The sequence below is a fragment of the Pantoea sp. SGAir0183 genome (genome assembly GCF_043545505.1).
In genome coordinates this window covers 1,215,080-1,233,508 of sequence record NZ_CP028053.1, presented here as the reverse complement: position 1 = coordinate 1,233,508, position 18,429 = coordinate 1,215,080, and the positions used below count along the sequence as shown (strand labels likewise).

The window sequence follows — 18,429 nt, the reverse complement described above, 5'->3', positions numbered from 1 at the left end:
AGCCGATGCGATGGTTTGCGCATCGGCTTCGTGCAGGATTACAGCGTTAGCCAGCCTGCGATCAGGGCGTGCTGCAATAACATGATGGTTTTACCATCACGAATGCGTCCGTCTTTCACCCACGCCATGGCCTGAGGAAAAGGCATTTCCAGCACATCAATGGCCTCATCTTCAACACCGCCACCAGCGTTCTCGCGCAGTGATTCATGATATTCCGCCGCAAAGAAGTGAATCAGTTCAGTGACGCCGCCCGGTGACATATAGACCGAATACAGTTTTTCGACCTCGCCTACCGCATAGCCGGTCTCTTCAATGGCCTCTTTACGGATGCAATCCTCTGGCGAGTCGTCATCCAGTAAGCCCGCGCAGGCCTCAATTAACATTCCGTCTTCATTACCGTTCACGTAGGTCGCCACGCGAAACTGGCGCGTCAGCACCACACTGTTTTTTTCACGGTTATAGAGCAGAATTGTCGCCCCGTTGCCGCGATCGTACACCTCGCGTTTGTGACGCACGACGTCGCCATGGCTGTCGGTTAGCTCATAGGTGATGTTACGCAACACAAACCAGTTCTCAGACAGCAGCTTATCTTTGATGATAGTGATTCTGGACGACATAGGCGCTCCGCAAGTGAGAAGGGAGCCAATGATGATAGGTCGTGGGATGCAAGAAAACTATCTGAATTACGTGTCTGCGCACGCAATTATCAAGACCGCCCGAAACACCGAAAAAAAATGCCAGCACGCAGGCTGGCATTGATATCTCAGGCAAGATCACCGTCAGGATGATTTGCCATCGTGCTCGTGATGCTCGTGCTCCGTGGCGGCAATTTCGTTAACGCGCTTACGCACACCAAACCAGCCCAGAACCAGAATCACCGCAATCAGCGGAATAGAGGCAATAGTGTACGTGCCGTTTGGATAGTCAAACGCCATTAAGACCAGCACGCTGAACAGGAACAGCAGCGTCAGCCAGGAAGTGAAAGGCGCGCCCGGCAGCTTAAAGCTGACGTCGTCGGCCTTGCCTTCTTTAATAGCTTTGCGCAGACGCAGCTGGCACAGCACGATAAAGCCCCAGGACGAAATGATCCCCAGTGACGCGACGTTCAGGACAATCTCGAACACCTGTGACGGCACATAGTAGTTGAGTATTACGCCGACAACATAGACGCAAACGGTAACCAGAATCCCGGCATAAGGCACCTGCTGGCTGCTCATTTTTGACATGAATTTCGGTGCTGAGCCGCCCATCGACATGGAGCGCAGAATACGGCCTGTCGAGTACAGACCGGAGTTCAGACTGGACAGCGCGGCGCTGAGGACCACGATATTCATGATGCTGCCGATATACGGCACGCCCAGTTTAGAGAAGAAGGTCACAAACGGACTTTGCCCGGCCTGATAGGCATTCCACGGCAGTAACAGCACCAGCAGCACCACGGAACCGACATAGAACAAACCGATACGCCAGATTACGCTGTTGATCGCTTTCGGCAGCATGGTTTCCGGATCTTTACACTCACCTGCGGCCGTACCCACCAGTTCGATCGAAGCGAAGGCAAAGACCACCCCCTGCACCAGCACCAGCGCCGGTAACAGGCCGTGCGGGAACAGGCCGCCGTTATCCGTGACCAGGTGGAAACCTGTTGCATTGCCGTCCAGCGGTTTACCGCTGCCCAGGAACACCACGCCGACCACCAGAAATATGACTATCGCCAGCACCTTGACTAACGCGAACCAGAACTCCATTTCGGCAAACCACTTTACGCCGATCATGTTCATGGTACCGACAATCGCCAGCGCGCCCAGGGCAAACACCCATTGTGGGACATCGCCAAACGCGCCCCAGTAGTGCATATACAGTGCCACGGCGGTGATATCGACAATCCCGGTCATGGCCCAGTTAACAAAATACATCCAGCCTGCCACATAGGAGGCTTTTTCACCCATAAACTCGCGTGCATAGGAAACAAAGCTTCCACTGCTGGGACGGTGTAAAACCAGTTCGCCCAGCGCGCGCAGAATGAAGAAGGAGAAAATGCCACAGACCAGATAGATTACCGCCAGAGCGGGACCCGCAGCCTGTAAGCGGGCACCTGCGCCCAGGAACAGACCTGTACCAATTGCGCCACCGATAGCGATCATCTGTACGTGACGATTACCCATGGCTTTCTTATAGCCGGAGTCGTGGGAATTGAGCCAGCGTCGTTTCGCAGCGCGCATGTCTGCTGCGGTTTTCTTCGTAGATTTCATAGCCTTCCTGTTTGTCCTGACCATAAGTCATCGCGCATCCAAACGATTGCGTTTAGCAGTGCGAAATGGGTTTTCTTCCTCTGTGCGTTTGCCTGTGAGTTAACGAAAAGCAGCGCGGGAATTTACGGCGATGAATCCTAACCGTTATGCAACATCGAAGCAAAATATACCGAGGAGATAAGCCGGACGATTTGTAAAAAACTTTTCTGAGATCACAAAAAAACCGGCCGACAGGCGACCGGTAAGGGCTACAGGGAAGGTAACAGAGGGATTTAGCGGTAAATTTCGGCAGTGCCGGTCCACAGGCTGGAGTCGCCGGGGTTATCAACCCCGATGACACGGAAATGGCGGGCACCTTCTGATTTGGCCTCCTGCGAAAGCTGGCGGGTGACATCATCCAGAGAGCCGTTCACATTTGTCACCGAGACGCTGCCGATACGTTGCAGCCCCTGGGCTTCCTGCCGGTCCACTGCCGTGGCAGCAAGAGTAGAGAATGAAGCAGTGGCCAACAGAGCAGCGCTAAGGTACACAGGTAATCGTTTCATACTTCCTCCTGAACTTGCGTGGGTCACTGAGTAAAACATGGTGTTGAGTATTAGCGAGGCAATGAAAGCCAACATGGGCAAGGTGTAAAGCTATGGCAGCAATGTTCATTCGTAAGTGGACATTCCTGGGAAACGTCAACGGGGGTGAGTTTGCGTACACAGCGCCGCTGTTTTCGGGCATTTTGTAATAAGTCGTCGGGTGTCTCTGGCACCGCTCTTATGATTCCCTGTCAGTAAAGGTGTTATTGTCGTGATTGTTAAACGCTCTGTTACCAGAAGTATCGCGCTGTCGTTAACGTGGATTGTCTTGCTGGCGTTACTGACGACCGGCCTGGCGCTGCTGACGCTTTCCAGTAGCCTGCGCGATGCGGAAGCCATTAATCTGGCCGGATCGCTGCGGATGCAAAGTTACCGCCTGGCCTGGGATGCCAGAGCAGATCCGCAGCTGCTGACGGCGCACCTGGCGCAGTATCAACAAACGCTTGATGCCGCCGTGTTACAGGAACTCGATCGCCCCTGGGTGCCGCGCAAGGTTATTAATCACTATCAGCGTTTACGCGAAGGCTGGCCCGCTCTGGCACAGCATCTGCAGGCGAACGCGTCAGATGCCTGGCGGCAACAAATGCCCAACTACGTTGACGAAATTAACCGCTTCGTACTGGCGCTACAGCGCTACGCCGAACTGAAAATGCGCGTCGTGGCCATCAGCAGCCTGACGGGCGTGATCGCCATTGTTGCGCTCGCTCTGATGACGATCCGCTTTACCCGCCAGCAGGTCGTTAAACCCCTCAATGCACTGGTCAGAGCCAGCCGCTATGTGGAAAGCGGCAATTTTGCCTTTCCGCCCCTGCATGTGCAGCAGCAGAACGAGCTGAAAGTCCTGTCACAGACTTTCAGCAGCATGGCTGCACAATTACAGTGCCATTATCAGCAACTGGAACAACGGGTCCGCGACAAAACCCGGGACTTAACCCAGGCGAATCATACGCTCTCCTTACTCTATGAAAGCTCACAAATCCTGACCAGCCGTTCGCTGCAACCGGCGCTTTTCGATGATGTGCTGAACCGCATCGTCGGCAAAGAGAATATTGCCTTCATTCAGCTTCAGGGCGAGCAGTTTACCTGTGAGGCGGGCCAGCACGATCCCGCGCTGGCCTGGCAGCATTTACCGCTGAAACAGGACGATCAACGTGTTGGCACGCTGCGCTGGCAAACCGGCGGCACGGCCCCTTCCGCCGCGCTAATGGGCAGCCTGGCCGCGATGCTGGGACGGTCGATCTGGATCTGGCAAACCCAGAAGCAGTACCAGCAAATGCTGCTGATTGAGGAGCGCGCCACGATTGCACGTGAACTGCACGACTCGCTGGCGCAGTCACTGACTTACCTGCGGATACAGCTGATGCAGCTTCGGCGCAGCCTGTCCGCCTCCGATCAGTCGGCACAGGCGATCATTGCAGATTTTGATCGCGAACTGGCAGAGGCTTACCGCCAGCTACGCGAACTGCTGGCGACCTTTCGTCTGACGATCGAAAAGGCCGATCTGGAGGCTGCTCTGCACGTGATGATTGCGCCGCTTCAGTCTCAGACTGTCGCTGATATCCGGTTGGCCTGCCAGCCAGGCCTGCAGCAACTGGATGCCCGGCAACAGGTCCACGTCCTGCAAATTGCCCGGGAAGCCGTCCTGAATGCCATTCGCCATGCGAATGCCCGTTTGATTACCGTCGACTACCAGATCACGGATACAGGTGAGCATTCACTGACAATCACTGATGACGGCACGGGCATGATCAGCACAGAAGAACCCCCGGGGCATTATGGTTTCATCACCATGACCGAGCGCGCAGCATGCTTGTCTGGCCAGTTAGACATTCGTTCGCAGCCGTGTGGAACACAGATTGTTTTGCGCTTTCCACCACGTCCGGCATCAGAGATTGACTAGCCGCACGTAACACGGCTTTACTTTTATTGCATCTCGCATCACAGGGCATGTGGCAGATCAACGGCAGGCCATCGGGTTAATCATTACAATGACAGCACCACAGAGGGTCGCTGCAGCCGCCGCTTGACGAACCGCATTGCCCATGCGACAACCTGCAGCGTCAGGTGACAGGGAGAAAACATGAAACAACCGACTTTAACAATCATGATTGTGGACGACCATCCGCTTATGCGTCGCGGTATTCGGCAGTTACTGGCGCTCGACCCGACGCTTCAGGTCGTCGCGGAAGCCAGCAACGGCACCGAAGCACTGGCTGAGGCCCGTCGCCTGACACCGGACGTCATCCTGCTCGACCTGAATATGAAAGGGATGTCGGGCCTGGACACGCTGAAAGCGCTTCGTCATGAAGGCATCCACTCGCGGATTCTGGTGCTGACGGTGTCGGATGCGCGCAGTGATATCTTCGCCATGGTGGATGCGGGAGCCGATGGGTATTTGCTGAAAGACAGTGAACCGGAAATCCTGCTAAACCAGATCGTACAGGCCACACAGGGCGAAAATGTCTTTAGCGAGGCGGTCCGGCATTCGCTCGCGACGCGTCACAACAGCGACGATCCGTTCCGTTTACTGACCGAACGCGAACGCGACGTGCTTCATGAAGTGGCGCGAGGCCTGTCCAACAAAGCCGTTGCTGATACCTTGCAGATTTCAGAAGAGACGGTGAAGGTACATCTTCGTAATATCCTGCGCAAACTTGAGGTTCGCTCACGCGTTGCGGCGACCATCCTGTGGCTTGAACGTCGACATCGTTGAGAAAAAGCGCGCCAATTTACACATTCTTTATAATTTCTCCACTTTTCAAACCCTGCCCGCACGTAAAGTAGTCGCCTGGTCGTGCGTGATGTCATGGAATACTTTCGTACGTTACGCGCTGCATCGGTCATATTAATAATAAAAGCAGTGAGGAGTGCCGATTCCATGTCGAATTTCTTTATCGACCGCCCTATTTTTGCCTGGGTTTTGGCAATTTTATTGTGTCTTTGCGGCACGCTCGCCATTATTTCGCTTCCCGTTGAGCAATATCCCGACTTAGCGCCGCCCAACGTGCGTATAACCGCGACCTATCCTGGTGCCTCGGCGCAAACGCTGGAAAATACCGTTACCCAGGTTATCGAACAGAATATGACCGGTATCGATAATCTGATGTATATGTCCTCGAACAGCAGCAATACCGGCCAGGCGCAAATCACCCTCACCTTTACTGCCGGCACCAATCCCGACGAAGCCCGTCAGCAGGTCCAGAATCAGTTACAGGCAGCCCTGCGTCAGTTACCTCAACCGGTGCAGTCACAAGGTGTGACCGTCAATAAAACCGGTGACAGCAATATTTTGATGGTGGCATTTGTCTCCACTGACGGCAGCATGAACAAACAAGATATTGCTGATTATGTCGCCAGTAATATTCAGGATCCCATAAGCCGAATTGATGGTGTCGGTGAAGTGGATGCCTACGGCACCCAATATGCCATGCGCATCTGGCTCGATCCCTACAAGCTGACCGCCTATGCCCTGACCACCGATGATGTGGTGAATGCCATCAAATCCCAGAACACTCAGGTGGCCGTCGGCCAGGTGGGCGGTTTGCCGGCAGTCAATAATCAGGCGCTGAACGCCACGGTGAACGCGCAGTCGATGCTGCAAACGCCCGACCAGTTTAAAGCGATTACCCTGAAGAATAATCCCGATGGCTCCGTGGTCACGCTGGGCGATGTCGCAACGGTGGCACTCGGCGCTGAAAAATACGATTCCCTCAGCCGCTACAATGGCCAGGCCGCCTCCGGACTGGGTATCAAACTGGCCTCCGGTGCCAACGAGATGAACACGGATAAGCTGGTGCGGGCACGTCTGGATGAGTTATCACACTATTTTCCGCATGGGCTGGAAGCGAAGATCGCTTATGAAACCACGCCTTTTGTCAAAGCCTCAATCACCGATGTGGTCAAAACCCTGCTGGAAGCCATTCTGCTGGTATTTGGCGTGATGTATCTGTTTATGCAGAACTTCCGGGCCACGTTAATCCCTACCATCGCCGTGCCGGTGGTGCTGCTTGGCACTTTCTGTGTGATCTTTGCCTTCGGCTACAGTATCAACACCCTGACCATGTTCGCCATGGTGCTGGCGATAGGCCTGCTGGTGGACGATGCCATTGTGGTCGTCGAGAACGTCGAACGTATCATGAGCGAGGAAGGGATCTCGCCGCGCGCAGCCACCCGAAAATCAATGGGACAAATTCAGGGCGCGCTGGTGGGGATTGCGCTGGTGCTGTCCGCCGTCTTTATTCCCATGGCCTTTTTTGGCGGCACCGTCGGCGCCATCTACCGCCAGTTTTCGGTGACGATTGTCTCCGCCATGATCCTGTCCGTGCTGGTCGCAATGATCCTGACGCCAGCCCTGTGTGCCACGCTGCTCAAACCCATCGCCAAAGGTGAACACCACGGCGAGCGCGGCTTCTTCCGCTGGTTTAACTATCATTTCAACCGCAATGCCGATCGCTATGAGCGTGGCGTTGCCCGCATTCTGCACACAGGCGGCCGCTGGCTGCTGCTTTATGTGGGGATAATTGGCGTCATGGCGTTTCTGTTTCTTCACCTGCCTTCGTCGTTTTTGCCACAGGAAGATCGCGGTATGATTTTGACGCAGGTCCAGTTGCCCGCCGGTTCCAGCATGGATCAGACCTCGGCGGTGGTGGCCAAAGTGGAAAAATACTACCTGACGAAAGAGAAAGATAACGTGCTGTCGGTCTTCTCAACGATCGGTTCAGGCCCCGGCGGGAATGGACAAAACGTCGCGCGTCTGTTTATCCGTTTGAAAGACTGGGGTGACAGACCAGGTGCCGATCGTACCTCGTTCGCCATCATTAAGCGCGCGGGTAAAGCCTTTAAACACATCAATGAGGCCATGGTCATTGCGAGCAGCCCGCCGGCCATTACCGGGTTGGGTAGCTCATCGGGCTTCGACCTGGAGATACAGGATCATGGCGGCATCGGGCATGACAAGCTCATGGCCATGCGCGACATGCTACTGGACAAAGCCAGCAAAGATACGCTTCTGTCCCGTGTCCGTCATAACGGCCTTGATGACAGCCCACAGTTGCAAATTGATATTGATGAGCGTAAAGCGCAGGCGCTGGGCGTGTCGCTGGATACCATTAACGACACGCTCGCCACCGCCTGGGGCTCGAGCTACGTGAACGACTTTCTGGATCGGGGGCGGGTAAAAAAAGTGTATGTGCAGGCTGATGCGCCCTATCGCATGCTGCCCGATGATATCGACAAATGGTACGTGCGTAACAGCAGTGGCACCATGGTGCCCTTCTCGGCCTTTGCCACCAGCCGCTGGGAAACGGGCTCGCCGCGTCTGGAACGCTATAACGGCTACGCCTCACTGGAGATCGTGGGAGAAGCCGCAGAGGGCGTGAGTAGCGGTACCGCGATGAACGAAATGGAGAAGCTGGTTGAATCCCTACCGCTCGGTGTGGGCTTCCAGTGGACGGGTGCGTCGTATCAGGAGCGGTTGTCCGGCTCTCAGGCTCCGGCGCTGTACGCCGTTTCGCTGCTGGTCGTGTTCCTCTGTCTGGCGGCCCTGTATGAGAGCTGGTCGATTCCGTTCTCTGTGATGCTGGTTGTGCCGCTCGGTGTGGTCGGCGCCCTGATCGCCACCTGGACGCGCGGGCTGGAAAACGACGTCTATTTCCAGGTAGGCCTGCTGACCGTTGTCGGGCTTTCGGCGAAGAACGCCATCCTGATTGTCGAGTTCGCCAACGAGCTTAACAGCAAGGGCGGCGAGCTGATTGAATCCACGCTTGCGGCTTCACGCCAGCGTCTGCGCCCGATCCTGATGACTTCACTGGCCTTTATCTTCGGCGTCCTGCCAATGGCGATCAGTAGCGGCGCAGGGTCAGGCAGTCAGCACTCCGTGGGCACCGGCGTGATGGGGGGAATGATTTCCGCCACGCTGTTAGCCATCCTGTTTGTGCCGCTGTTCTTTGTGCTGGTGCGTCGTCGTTTCCCGCTGAAAGAGAAACATCCCGACTAACCTGCCCGCCTGTCTGGCGAACCAGACAGGCAAAAAAAACGGCCTCTGGAAACAGCGGCCGTTTTATTTCTGTGTGTGGTAAGAACTACAGCAGAGGGGAAAGTGCCCTGCTTTTCTCGTCACGTGTTACTTGTTACGTAACATCGCTTCGATAAATTCTTTCCAGTTCCCCATTTCGGTGTCAATCATAGAACCCTCTCTTATTGTAGTGGCAATATTACGCCTTTTTTTTCGCCTGGTGAATACGTTTACACCTGTTAGTACTATCGGCAAAGACGCAAAAAAGCTGAGTCTTTTCTGATTTGCTGGCTGACGCACATTTCAGCAAAGCCTTAGCCTGACAGGTTTCGCGGGGTGCTTAACCAGGACGTAGCCTAAAAATGGCATTTAAGGAAATTCTTAAAGGAGAAGTGATAAACCAGGAAATCATTAGCGCTCAAACTGAAACCGTTTACGTACACCTCAGGGCTGTCTGTTTACCTATTTTATTCGATGCGGAGCGCCGCTGGCGGATGCTGCATAAGATCACACTATGGTAAACTGCTCAGCGCATTTTTACGGGACAGGAGTAGGCGATGAGCGGGCAATGGGTCATGTTTGGCATTAAAAATTGCGACACAATCAAAAAAGCACGGCGTTTTTTAGAGGCGGCCGGCGTGGATTATCGCTTTCATGATTACCGGGCTGACGGCCTGACCGACGAACAGCTCCAGCAGTTTATCGATGCCCTCGGTTATCAGGACCTGCTGAATACGCGCGGTACCACCTGGCGCAAGCTGCCCGAATCCGAGCGTGACAGCATTACGGATGCCGCCAGCGCCAAAGCGTTGATGCTGGCGCAGCCCGCGATCATTAAGCGCCCTGTGCTGCGCACCGCCGATGGCACCTTGCTGCTGGGTTTCAGTGAAACCCTTTACCAGAATCTTCTTCAGGAGAAGTCATAATATGTTTTGTCCGGTCATTGAGCTGACGCAGCAGCTTATTCGTCGTCCCTCTCTCAGCCCCGATGACGCCGGATGCCAGGCGCTGCTGATTGCCCGCCTGCAGGCAATCGGCTTTCACATCGAAACCATGAACATCGACGACACGCTGAACTTCTGGGCTACGCGCGGTGAAGGGGAAACCCTGGCCTTTGCTGGTCATACCGATGTGGTGCCACCGGGTGACGCCAGCCGCTGGATCAATCCGCCATTTGAGCCGACCATTCGCGACGGCATGTTGTTTGGTCGTGGTGCTGCCGACATGAAAGGCTCGCTGGCCGCCATGGTGGTTGCCGCAGAACGTTTTGTCGCAGTCAATCCTCACCATAAAGGGCGACTGGCGTTTCTGATTACTTCTGACGAAGAAGCCAGCGGCACCAACGGCACGGTCAAAGTGGTCGAGCGGCTGATGGCGCGTAACGAACGTCTGGATTATTGCCTGGTCGGCGAACCCTCCAGCAGCGAAATCGTGGGCGACGTCGTGAAAAACGGCCGCCGTGGCTCGATTACGGCTAACCTGACGGTACATGGGGTACAGGGCCATGTGGCCTACCCACAGCTTGCCGATAATCCGGTACACCGCGCGATGCCCGCGCTGAATGAACTGGTGGCAACCGAATGGGATCAGGGCAACGCGTTCTTTCCGGCCACCAGTATGCAGATCGCCAATATCCAGGCAGGCACCGGCAGCAATAACGTGATCCCCGGTGAACTGTTCGTGCAGTTCAATTTCCGCTTCAGTACCGAACTCACCGACAGCCTGATCCAGCAACGTGTGGCAGAACTGCTGGATCGCCATCAGTTGCGCTACACCATTGAATGGAAGCTCTCCGGTCAGCCCTTCCTGACGTCACGCGGTAAACTGGTGGATGCCGTAGTCAACGCCGTTACGCACTATAATGAAATTAAGCCGCAGTTGCAGACGTCTGGTGGCACCTCTGATGGGCGTTTTATTGCCCGTATGGGGTCGCAGGTGGTCGAACTGGGGCCTGTGAATGCCACGATTCACAAAATCAACGAGTGCGTGAAAGCATCCGATTTGCAGATGCTGAGCCGGATGTATCAACGCATCATGGAACAATTGATCGCCTGACAGCGAGGAAAGGAGCGGGCCTGTGGAGTTTATTAAAGATTACTGGTGGATCCTGGTGGTCCTGCTGATGGTCGGTGTGCTGATGAATGTGTATAAGGATTTGAAACGCATCGATCACAAAAAGTTTATGGATAACAAGCCCGATCTCCCGCCTCATCGTGATTTCAACGACAAATGGGATGACGACGAAGACTGGCCGAAGAAGAAATAACGCGTTTGCGCCCTCGCGGTCGCGAGGGCGTGCCCGGTTACATTGTCATAATCACATCATCATCGCCGGGTTTAGCCCCGCCCAACGCCTCGTCAAAGTAGCGTTTCGGCACCGTGTACTGCAGATGATGCAGGGCAAAATTCATGCTGCGGTGGTCGATGGCGTGGGCCAGATCGTCCACAACATTCAGCGTGACGTCACCGCCGAGTGCGGTTAAACGCTGTTCGGCCTGATGAGCATGTGCCAGTGGCACGCGGTAATCATAATCGCCATGAATCAGATGCACCGTCGTGCGGGTGCTGGCGCTCTCCGGCAGGGTAATAAAACGTCCGCTGAACACCACTGCGCGTCCCGCCAGATCGTTGTGCGCTTTGATGCCCTCCAGCACCATGCTTCCGCCCTGTGAAAACCCGACCAGCGCCGTGGCTTCCGGACTTATGCCGCTCTGCTGCTGCCAGTGACGAACGGACTCAACAAACTGCGGCATACTGGCGTTAACGCACTGCTGCTCGCTTTTATCATGAAGTCCGGCCTCACTAAACCATTGACCGCCAGGCCCTGGCGATCCCACCGACACGACCAGCGCCGCAGGGAAGGTTTTCGCAAACCAGCTGCCAATTTCCCCCATGGCGTCAGGGTTATCACCCACGGCATGGTAAAGCAAAAACAGCTGGGCAACTTTTGGGGGTTGCTGAACAATTACATATCTCAGTGTCATATCGACCTCCTGCTACTACTCTACGCGCCCTGGCGCAGGATCATATTGGGAATATTTGAACGAGTTGGTGGATTTATTGCAATTGCTGACGAAACCCTTCGCCATCAATGCTTTGCAACGCCAGAAGTGCTTCTGCGGCTTCCGCGCGCAGTGCGGTGATCAATGCCTTGCGTCCGTTTAGCTGCGCGGTCTGCGCCAGCCGGGACAGATTGGTGTCGGCCCTGACGGCCTGCCTGAGAAGGCGTAACGGAGCCTGGCTGACAATGACCAGACGCTGGAGCACCGCCAGGCTTGCTTCAAACGGGCGTTGTGCCCAGGCGAACCCGGCTGCGAGCCGGGCATCAAACGGGGTAAACGCGCAGTCATCGGCTGCGGATAAGGGCAATGCCAGTGGTATATGTGCGCTGAGAAATGACCAGTCCCGCGCCAGCTGCTGCGCCGCTTTCTGCTGCAACTGCCTGCCGGACGACGTCAGTCCCAGCAGCGCCATCGCGGCATAGCAACCACTGCTGGCTTCGCGCTGGCTGCCAATGCGCGCTAACGTAAAGCCACAGGCGCGCCAAAACGCCCATAACGCTTCAGTGTAGCCGAAACTCACCGAGATATAGTCGTATCCGGTCGCCGCCGCGCAGGCCGCCGTGACCAGTTGCCTGCCGGTTCCCTGACGGCGTCCGCGGGGTGCCACGGCAATCCGGCTGATACGTAAAGCCCGCAGCGTGGCGGCGTCGGTGAAACCGGCATGGGCCGCCAGTGACTGCGCCACCAGATTGCCGCGCGGCCGTCTGTGGCCCGCCCATACTGCCTGAGCTAACGCCTCGCTCAATCCGCCCTCTTCCACCAGCCAGAGCGCGCCCTGCAATGCCGGGACAGTGCCCGCCAGCCACAGGTGCATACCTGGCGCATCCAGCAGGCGGCGTAAATCCAGCGGCGAGGTGCGATAATGAGCGCTGGTAAGCAGCTGATAAGCCGCCCGTAAGGCGGGCATATCCGTGCGTTCCGCCCGACGCGGACCGCCCACTCTCGCAGGGGGCATATCGGGCGTTTCTTCAAACAGTAGCGCCTGATTCAGCCAGTTTTCCAGCGGATCGTTGCGCGCCCAGCGCAGCGGTTCATCCAGCGTAAAATGGCGCACCTGCTCCAGCTCCGCACAAAACTTCAGCATAAAACCACGTCCGCTGCCTTCATAACCCTGAATGGTCGTTACCAGCAACACGCGACGAAAACGCGCTACCAGCGCATGCAGCAGCGGTGCGGGAATCGCCGCCGCCTCATCGACAATAAGCCAGTCAACGTCTGGCACGGTTTCCAGAGCCAGAATGGCATCGGGCGCCATAAAGCGGTAGTGCTCACCCGCGAAGGCAGACAGGACGCCCGTAGCCACTTTTGCCGGGGCGGTAATAAGGCAACGTGTGTTCTGGCGGGCGAGCATCCCGGCCAGAGCCGATTTGCCTCTGCCGCGTGCAGCGGTCAGGACCGCCACGCCTGCAGAAAGGCCGTTCAGCTGACATAAGATTGTCTGCTGCTGGACGGTTGCCTGGCTGTGCCATTCCGGTAAGGCTGGCCAGTCGGGCACGTTAAGTGGCGACGGCTGCCGCAGTAAGAGTCCCTGTGCATCCTGTTCGATCAGGCGTTGCAGATGGCGGATAAAGTGAGGTGTGGCAATGGGTTCGCTGACGTCGGCCCAACGCAGGCTGTCCGCGTCGGGTTGCTGTGGCCACTGTCGCCACGGCGGCACTAACAGCAGCAGCCAACTGCCAGCCGTCAGCGTGCCCGCCAGCGCGGCGAATGCCTCGGCATGAAAGCCCGATCGGGCATCGAAAACGGCATGATGAAACTCACGCCCCAGTAGGGTACGGAACGCCGCTGGCACACAATGCGGGCCGGGGCCGAGAGGGACGTCACTCAGACACAGCCAGTCGCCCGCCAGTGCGTCGAACCAGCGCGCAGCCATCGTCAGGCTGTAGTCAGCATCACCACTGATAACGGCTACGCGCCGTATGCCCGCCGACGCCATCGCGCGGCTGGCGGCCGCCAGCGTCATCCTTTACCGGCGAAGGTATCGCACTGGCCAGGATTGCCGGTGTCAAAGCCACGCTTAAACCAGGTATAGCGCTGTTGCGATGTACCATGGGTAAAGCTGTCGGGCACCACGCGCCCCTGACTTTTCTGCTGCAGGCGATCGTCGCCAATAGCCTCGGCGGCATTCAGGGCTTCCTGCAAATCGCCCACCTCAAGGATCTTCTCCTGTTCCATATAGTGGCCCCAGACGCCGGCAAAGCAGTCGGCCTGAAGTTCCATTTTAACGGACAGCTGATTGATCTGGCTTTGACTGGCGCCCTGCTGCATCTGGCGTACACGGGGCTCAATGCCCAGCAGCTTCTGCACATGGTGGCCGACTTCGTGTGCAATCACATAACCCTGCGCAAAATCACCGCCTGCGCCCAGTTTGTGTTTCATTTCGTCATAGAACGAAAGATCGATGTAGACGGTCTGGTCTGCCGGGCAATAAAACGGTCCCATAACCGACTGCCCGGTCCCGCAGCCAGTGCGCGTGGCACCGCGATACATTACCAGTTTGGGTGGCGTGTACTGCTTATGCATTTGTCTGAACAGCTTGTCCCAGGTATCTTCGGTCGTCGCCAGAATGACCGAGGTAAATTTGGCCGCTTCATCCTGATGGGGATCGGCGCTGCGCTGTTGCTGCTGTTGGTTGCCCGGCGTCGCCTCGCCGCCCGTCAGCAACGGCGTCAGGTCATAACCGTAATAACCCGCGACGGCGACCAGAATCAGCATGATAATGCCCGCTTTACCGCGTGGCAGAGGAATGCGTCCTCCTCCCATGCCTGATGACTGATTACGGCGGTCTTCAACATTGTCGCTTTCGCGACGTCCTTGCCAGCGCATGTTTTGCTCCCTGTGGCCTGTTATGCAGATGGCATGATTTTAGTTGTGTGAGGCCGCAATCACCAGCTTTCCACCAAAATGAAAAAGGAGAGCCCGCGCTCTCCTTTTGCCGGCAGACGAAGAGCAGACTCAGTCCAGCTTCACGCCCAGGCGACGGGCCACCGCTTCGTAAGCTTCAATCAGGCCACCCAGGCTCTGACGGAAGCGGTCTTTGTCCATTTTATCCAGCGTTTCTTTGTCCCACAGGCGCGCACCGTCCGGGGAGAATTCATCACCCAGCACGACCTCGCCTTTAAACAGGCCAAACTCCAGCTTGAAGTCCACCAGGATCAGCCCGGCATCATCAAACAGTTTGCTCAGTACGTCGTTCGCCTTGTACGTCAGCTCTCGCATCCGCGCCAGGTTTTCTTTACTGACCCAGCCAAAGGTTTCGCAGTAGGATTCGTTGACCATCGGGTCATGCTTCTCGTCATCCTTCAGGAACAGGTCGAACAGCGGAGGATTCAGTACCATGCCCTCTTCAACGCCCAGGCGCTTAACCAGCGAACCCGCTGCGCGGTTACGAACGACGCATTCTACCGGTACCATCTCAAGCTTTTTCACCAGCGCTTCGTTATCCGACAGCAGGGCTTCCATCTGCGTCGGAATGCCCGCTTCCTGCAGCTTCGTCATGATGAAATGGTTGAACTTATTATTGACCATGCCTTTGCGATCAAACTGCTCGATGCGGGCACCATCGCCTGCTGATGTATCGTTGCGGAACTCAAGTATCAGCAGATCCGGGTTATCGGTGCTGTATACGGTTTTCGCTTTACCGCGATACAACTCAGCTCGCTTTTGCATCTTATTAACTCCAAACATGAAAGATCCGGTTCTGAGGCAACATATTCAGGTCGATTGCCGTGACGCAATCGATTACCTCGACGTGCGCTATTATGCCAAAAAACAAAATAAAAAGGCCGGAGAATCTCCGGCCTGGGGTAATTTTATTTGTTCATTGCGGCCTGGAACACCGACACCAGCGCATCGTTTTGCGCCTGCGTCAGCACATGGCCTTTAGGATCAATGAATTGCAGACTGGTTCGGTTATCGAGATCGCCAACCTGAACCTTGTAATCGCCGTTTGGCAGTTCAGGATCTTTGGCGCCAAGGCTGTCCCAGGTGCTGCTGCCCGGCGCTTTGTAGGTCACTTTCATGCTGCCGGTTGAACGGGTCGTGTCCGTGACGTCCATGCCGACGCGTTTCATTGCCGCAGGCAGGCGCTGCCAGGCGACGTTGAACGGCGTACGTAACACCAGCATAGGCAGGCCGGTATCATCCGCTGCACTCTGCACATCAATCGCACCGTTCACGCGGCCCGCTGCGGCGTTTTCATTCGCCGTGGCAACCTTGTCCATGCCCGCCGCAATCTCATTCAGCATCTGCGCGGTATAGCGTTGGATCTGCTCTGGCGAGGTGATGTTAGTGCCTTCCTGCTGCAGTTCCAGCAGACGCACGGTCAGCACCTGCTGATAGCTCTGTGATTTCACGCTGATCTGGTAACGCCCGCGATATTGCTTGTCTTCATCTGCGCGGTTCCACTGCACCCAGTCGGTGGTCAGCTGCTGTCCGGCGTCATTGCGCGACGCAATCGGGAAGTTTTTCGCCTGCACAACGCCCACAACCTGCGACCAAATTGATCCACGGTTGTTGTCGAAAATCAGTGCGCCGGTGTTATTGCTGAACTGCGCGCGTGAGCCGTTCATCAAGGCCAGCGGCTGCGCCGGTGGACGGATATCCAGCTGCTTGCCAACCGGTGCCTGACTGGTTGACGGTGGGATATCGTATTCGCCGTTCTGAACAGGCAGAATCATGCCCGGCGGCGCTTTTAACTCACGCAGCCCGCTGGCCTGCAGGTAAGATTCATCACCGCTGACCTGGCGCTTATAACGCTGATCGTTCGAACAGGCCGACAACAGCATCAGGGTGGAAAGCCCCACCACCGTTGCAATCGTTGACCGCTTTACTGAGTAATTCATTCACACTCCCTAAATTATCGCAAACCCGCTTTCACCAGCGCCTGCTCCACTTTTGGCTGTGCAACCGCCGTCAGTGGCGTCATTGGCAGACGCAGCGTGTCATTAGCGATTAATCCTAGCTGTTTTGCCGCCCATTTAACCGGGATTGGATTAGGTTCACAGAAAAGCGTCTGATGCAGGTGCATCAGACGCTGATTCAGACGGCGAGCTTCAACGAAATTGCCCTGCTGTGCCAGTTTGCACAGTTCGGCCATTTCGCGTGCTGCTACGTTTGCCGTCACCGAAATGACGCCGTTACCGCCCAGTTGCATAAAGTCCAGTGCGCTGGCGTCGTCGCCACTCACCAGGATGAACGCATCATCAACCAGCTCTTGGATCTGGCTGACACGCGATAAGTTCCCGGTTGCCTCTTTGATTCCGATAATATTTTTGATTTCAGCGAGACGGGCAACAGTTTCCGGCAACATATCACAACCGGTACGGGAAGGGACGTTATACAGCATCTGCGGCAGGCTGGTGCTCTCGGCAATCGCTTTAAAGTGCTGGTATAAGCCTTCCTGGGTAGGACGATTATAGTAAGGTGTGACCGTCAGGCAGCCAACAACGCCTGAATTTTCAAATCGTTTGGTCAGCGAGATGCCTTCCGCTGTGGCATTGGCGCCGGTGCCGGCAATCACGGGAATACGCCCATCCGCCAGATCCAGGGTTTGCAGCACCACATCACCATGTTCTTCATGGCTCAGGGTGGCTGATTCGCCGGTGGTGCCGACGGAAACGATCGCCGCAGTACCGCTGGCGACATGGTAATCAATCAGTTTTTTCAAACTCGCACGGCAGACATTACCTTTGTCATCCATCGGCGTAACGAGTGCAACAATACTTCCCGTAAACATTGGCGATCCCCTCGACAAACAAGTGCTTCATGGTACGGTTTACACTTAGGGAAAAGCAAGCAAGCTCCGCTATTCCCGCGCTTGTCAGCAGTTTTTTTTATGTTTACCTTATGGTTATTAGCAAATGCACAGGGAATCCTATTTTGTCGCAATCTCAACCCCATCACTTGGTGATCACCGCTCTGGGTGTTGACCGTCCGGGTATCGTTAATACGATTACTCGCCACGTCAGCAGTTGCGGTTGCAACATCGAAGACAGTCGCCTTGCTATGCTTGGGGATGAATTCACGTTCATTATGCTGCTGTCCGGCAGCTGGAACGCGATCACGCTGATTGAGTCCACGCTCCCGCTCAAAGGCGCAGAGCTGGAACTGCTGATCGTGATGAAGCGTACGCACGCTACCGCACGCCCTCCGATGCCCGACACGGCCTTTATCCAGGTCGAGGTAGCTGACTCACCGCATATCATTGAGCGCTTTACGGATCTCACCGATAAGCACCAGATGAACATTGCGGAACTGGTTTCACGTATTCAGCCTGCTCAACACGGCAAGCCCGCCACACTCTATATTCAGATGACGGCACACAGCCCGACGCGCAGCGACGGCCCGGCATTTGAACTGGCGTTTAATGCGTTATGTCAGGAACTGAATGCACAGGGTTCGTTACGGCTTTACAGTCTGAGCGATGCGGACACCCACGAACTGGTTGTACCCGGCAGGTAAAGACGAGCGCCTCGCAGACTGTTCTGCTACGTTAAAAGTACGGTCAGGTGAGGAAA

At 55.9% G+C, this 18,429-nt stretch carries 17 protein-coding genes; 7 read left to right on the top strand and 10 right to left on the bottom strand.

What is annotated here, in order from left to right; translation table 11 throughout:
- Positions 1-38: 38 nt before the first annotated feature.
- The 3 genes from nudK to C1N59_RS05885 form a co-directional block, all read right to left on the bottom strand.
- Positions 39-617, bottom strand: coding sequence for a GDP-mannose pyrophosphatase NudK (gene nudK / locus C1N59_RS05895; protein ID WP_033740833.1), 579 nt, complete (start codon positions 615-617; stop codon positions 39-41).
- Positions 618-779: 162 nt separating this feature from the next.
- Positions 780-2,252, bottom strand: a complete 1,473-nt coding sequence (ansP, locus tag C1N59_RS05890) for an L-asparagine permease (RefSeq protein ID WP_033740834.1) — start codon at positions 2,250-2,252, stop codon at positions 780-782.
- Between the two features lie 272 nt (positions 2,253-2,524).
- Positions 2,525-2,797, bottom strand: coding sequence for a YdgH/BhsA/McbA family protein (locus C1N59_RS05885; RefSeq protein ID WP_006118378.1), 273 nt, complete (start codon positions 2,795-2,797; stop codon positions 2,525-2,527).
- Positions 2,798-3,047: 250 nt separating this feature from the next.
- Between C1N59_RS05885 and narQ the strand changes: the two genes are divergently transcribed.
- The 3 genes from narQ (at position 3,048) to acrD (ending at position 8,831) form a co-directional block, all read left to right on the top strand.
- On the top strand, positions 3,048-4,736 hold the full coding sequence (gene narQ, locus C1N59_RS05880; protein WP_394550422.1) for a nitrate/nitrite two-component system sensor histidine kinase NarQ: 1,689 nt from the start codon (positions 3,048-3,050) through the stop codon (positions 4,734-4,736).
- Positions 4,737-4,916: 180 nt separating this feature from the next.
- On the top strand, positions 4,917-5,549 hold the full coding sequence (locus C1N59_RS05875; RefSeq protein WP_205952122.1) for a response regulator: 633 nt from the start codon (positions 4,917-4,919) through the stop codon (positions 5,547-5,549).
- 165 nt (positions 5,550-5,714) lie between these two features.
- Complete coding sequence (acrD, locus tag C1N59_RS05870; RefSeq protein ID WP_172912867.1) at positions 5,715-8,831, top strand: multidrug efflux RND transporter permease AcrD; 3,117 nt, start codon at positions 5,715-5,717, stop codon at positions 8,829-8,831.
- 126 nt (positions 8,832-8,957) lie between these two features.
- On the opposite strand, the gene C1N59_RS05865 is transcribed toward acrD, so the two are convergent.
- The gene (locus tag C1N59_RS05865; RefSeq protein ID WP_227008733.1) at positions 8,958-9,005 is read right to left on the bottom strand and encodes a hypothetical protein; all 48 of its coding nucleotides are present in this window, start codon (positions 9,003-9,005) and stop codon (positions 8,958-8,960) included.
- A 401-nt stretch (positions 9,006-9,406) separates the two neighbouring features.
- Between C1N59_RS05865 and C1N59_RS05860 the strand changes: the two genes are divergently transcribed.
- The 3 genes from C1N59_RS05860 (at position 9,407) to C1N59_RS05850 (ending at position 11,115) form a co-directional block, all read left to right on the top strand.
- Positions 9,407-9,775, top strand: coding sequence for an ArsC family reductase (locus C1N59_RS05860; protein ID WP_006120416.1), 369 nt, complete (start codon positions 9,407-9,409; stop codon positions 9,773-9,775).
- 1 nt (position 9,776) lies between these two features.
- Positions 9,777-10,904: a succinyl-diaminopimelate desuccinylase gene (dapE, locus tag C1N59_RS05855; protein ID WP_006120418.1), complete on the top strand. Its 1,128-nt coding sequence runs from the start codon at positions 9,777-9,779 to the stop codon at positions 10,902-10,904.
- A gap of 67 nt (positions 10,905-10,971) precedes the next feature.
- Positions 10,972-11,115 carry a YpfN family protein gene (locus tag C1N59_RS05850; RefSeq protein WP_191091058.1) on the top strand — a complete coding sequence of 48 codons (144 nt, stop codon included), beginning with the start codon at positions 10,972-10,974 and terminating at the stop codon, positions 11,113-11,115.
- A gap of 37 nt (positions 11,116-11,152) precedes the next feature.
- On the opposite strand, the gene ypfH is transcribed toward C1N59_RS05850, so the two are convergent.
- The 6 genes from ypfH to dapA form a co-directional block, all read right to left on the bottom strand.
- Positions 11,153-11,833 (bottom strand): esterase, encoded by a 681-nt coding sequence (gene ypfH, locus C1N59_RS05845; protein WP_394550421.1) that lies wholly within the window; start codon positions 11,831-11,833, stop codon positions 11,153-11,155.
- A gap of 73 nt (positions 11,834-11,906) precedes the next feature.
- The gene (locus C1N59_RS05840; RefSeq protein WP_394550420.1) at positions 11,907-13,874 is read right to left on the bottom strand and encodes a tRNA(Met) cytidine acetyltransferase TmcA; all 1,968 of its coding nucleotides are present in this window, start codon (positions 13,872-13,874) and stop codon (positions 11,907-11,909) included.
- Entirely contained in the window at positions 13,871-14,737 is an 867-nt protein-coding gene (locus C1N59_RS05835) for a KPN_02809 family neutral zinc metallopeptidase (protein ID WP_394550419.1), read from the bottom strand. The genes C1N59_RS05840 and C1N59_RS05835 overlap by 4 nt, the downstream gene beginning before the upstream one ends.
- A 129-nt stretch (positions 14,738-14,866) precedes the next feature.
- Positions 14,867-15,580 carry a phosphoribosylaminoimidazolesuccinocarboxamide synthase gene (gene purC, locus C1N59_RS05830; RefSeq protein WP_033740988.1) on the bottom strand — a complete coding sequence of 238 codons (714 nt, stop codon included), beginning with the start codon at positions 15,578-15,580 and terminating at the stop codon, positions 14,867-14,869.
- Positions 15,581-15,723: 143 nt separating this feature from the next.
- The gene (gene bamC / locus C1N59_RS05825; protein WP_033740841.1) at positions 15,724-16,755 is read right to left on the bottom strand and encodes an outer membrane protein assembly factor BamC; all 1,032 of its coding nucleotides are present in this window, start codon (positions 16,753-16,755) and stop codon (positions 15,724-15,726) included.
- A gap of 14 nt (positions 16,756-16,769) precedes the next feature.
- Positions 16,770-17,648: a 4-hydroxy-tetrahydrodipicolinate synthase gene (gene dapA / locus C1N59_RS05820; RefSeq protein WP_033740842.1), complete on the bottom strand. Its 879-nt coding sequence runs from the start codon at positions 17,646-17,648 to the stop codon at positions 16,770-16,772.
- 110 nt (positions 17,649-17,758) lie between these two features.
- Here dapA and C1N59_RS05815 point away from each other — a divergent pair, with 110 nt between their 5' ends.
- The gene (locus C1N59_RS05815) at positions 17,759-18,373 is read left to right on the top strand and encodes a glycine cleavage system transcriptional repressor (RefSeq protein WP_369974380.1); all 615 of its coding nucleotides are present in this window, start codon (positions 17,759-17,761) and stop codon (positions 18,371-18,373) included.
- The last annotated feature ends 56 nt before the right edge of the window (positions 18,374-18,429 follow it).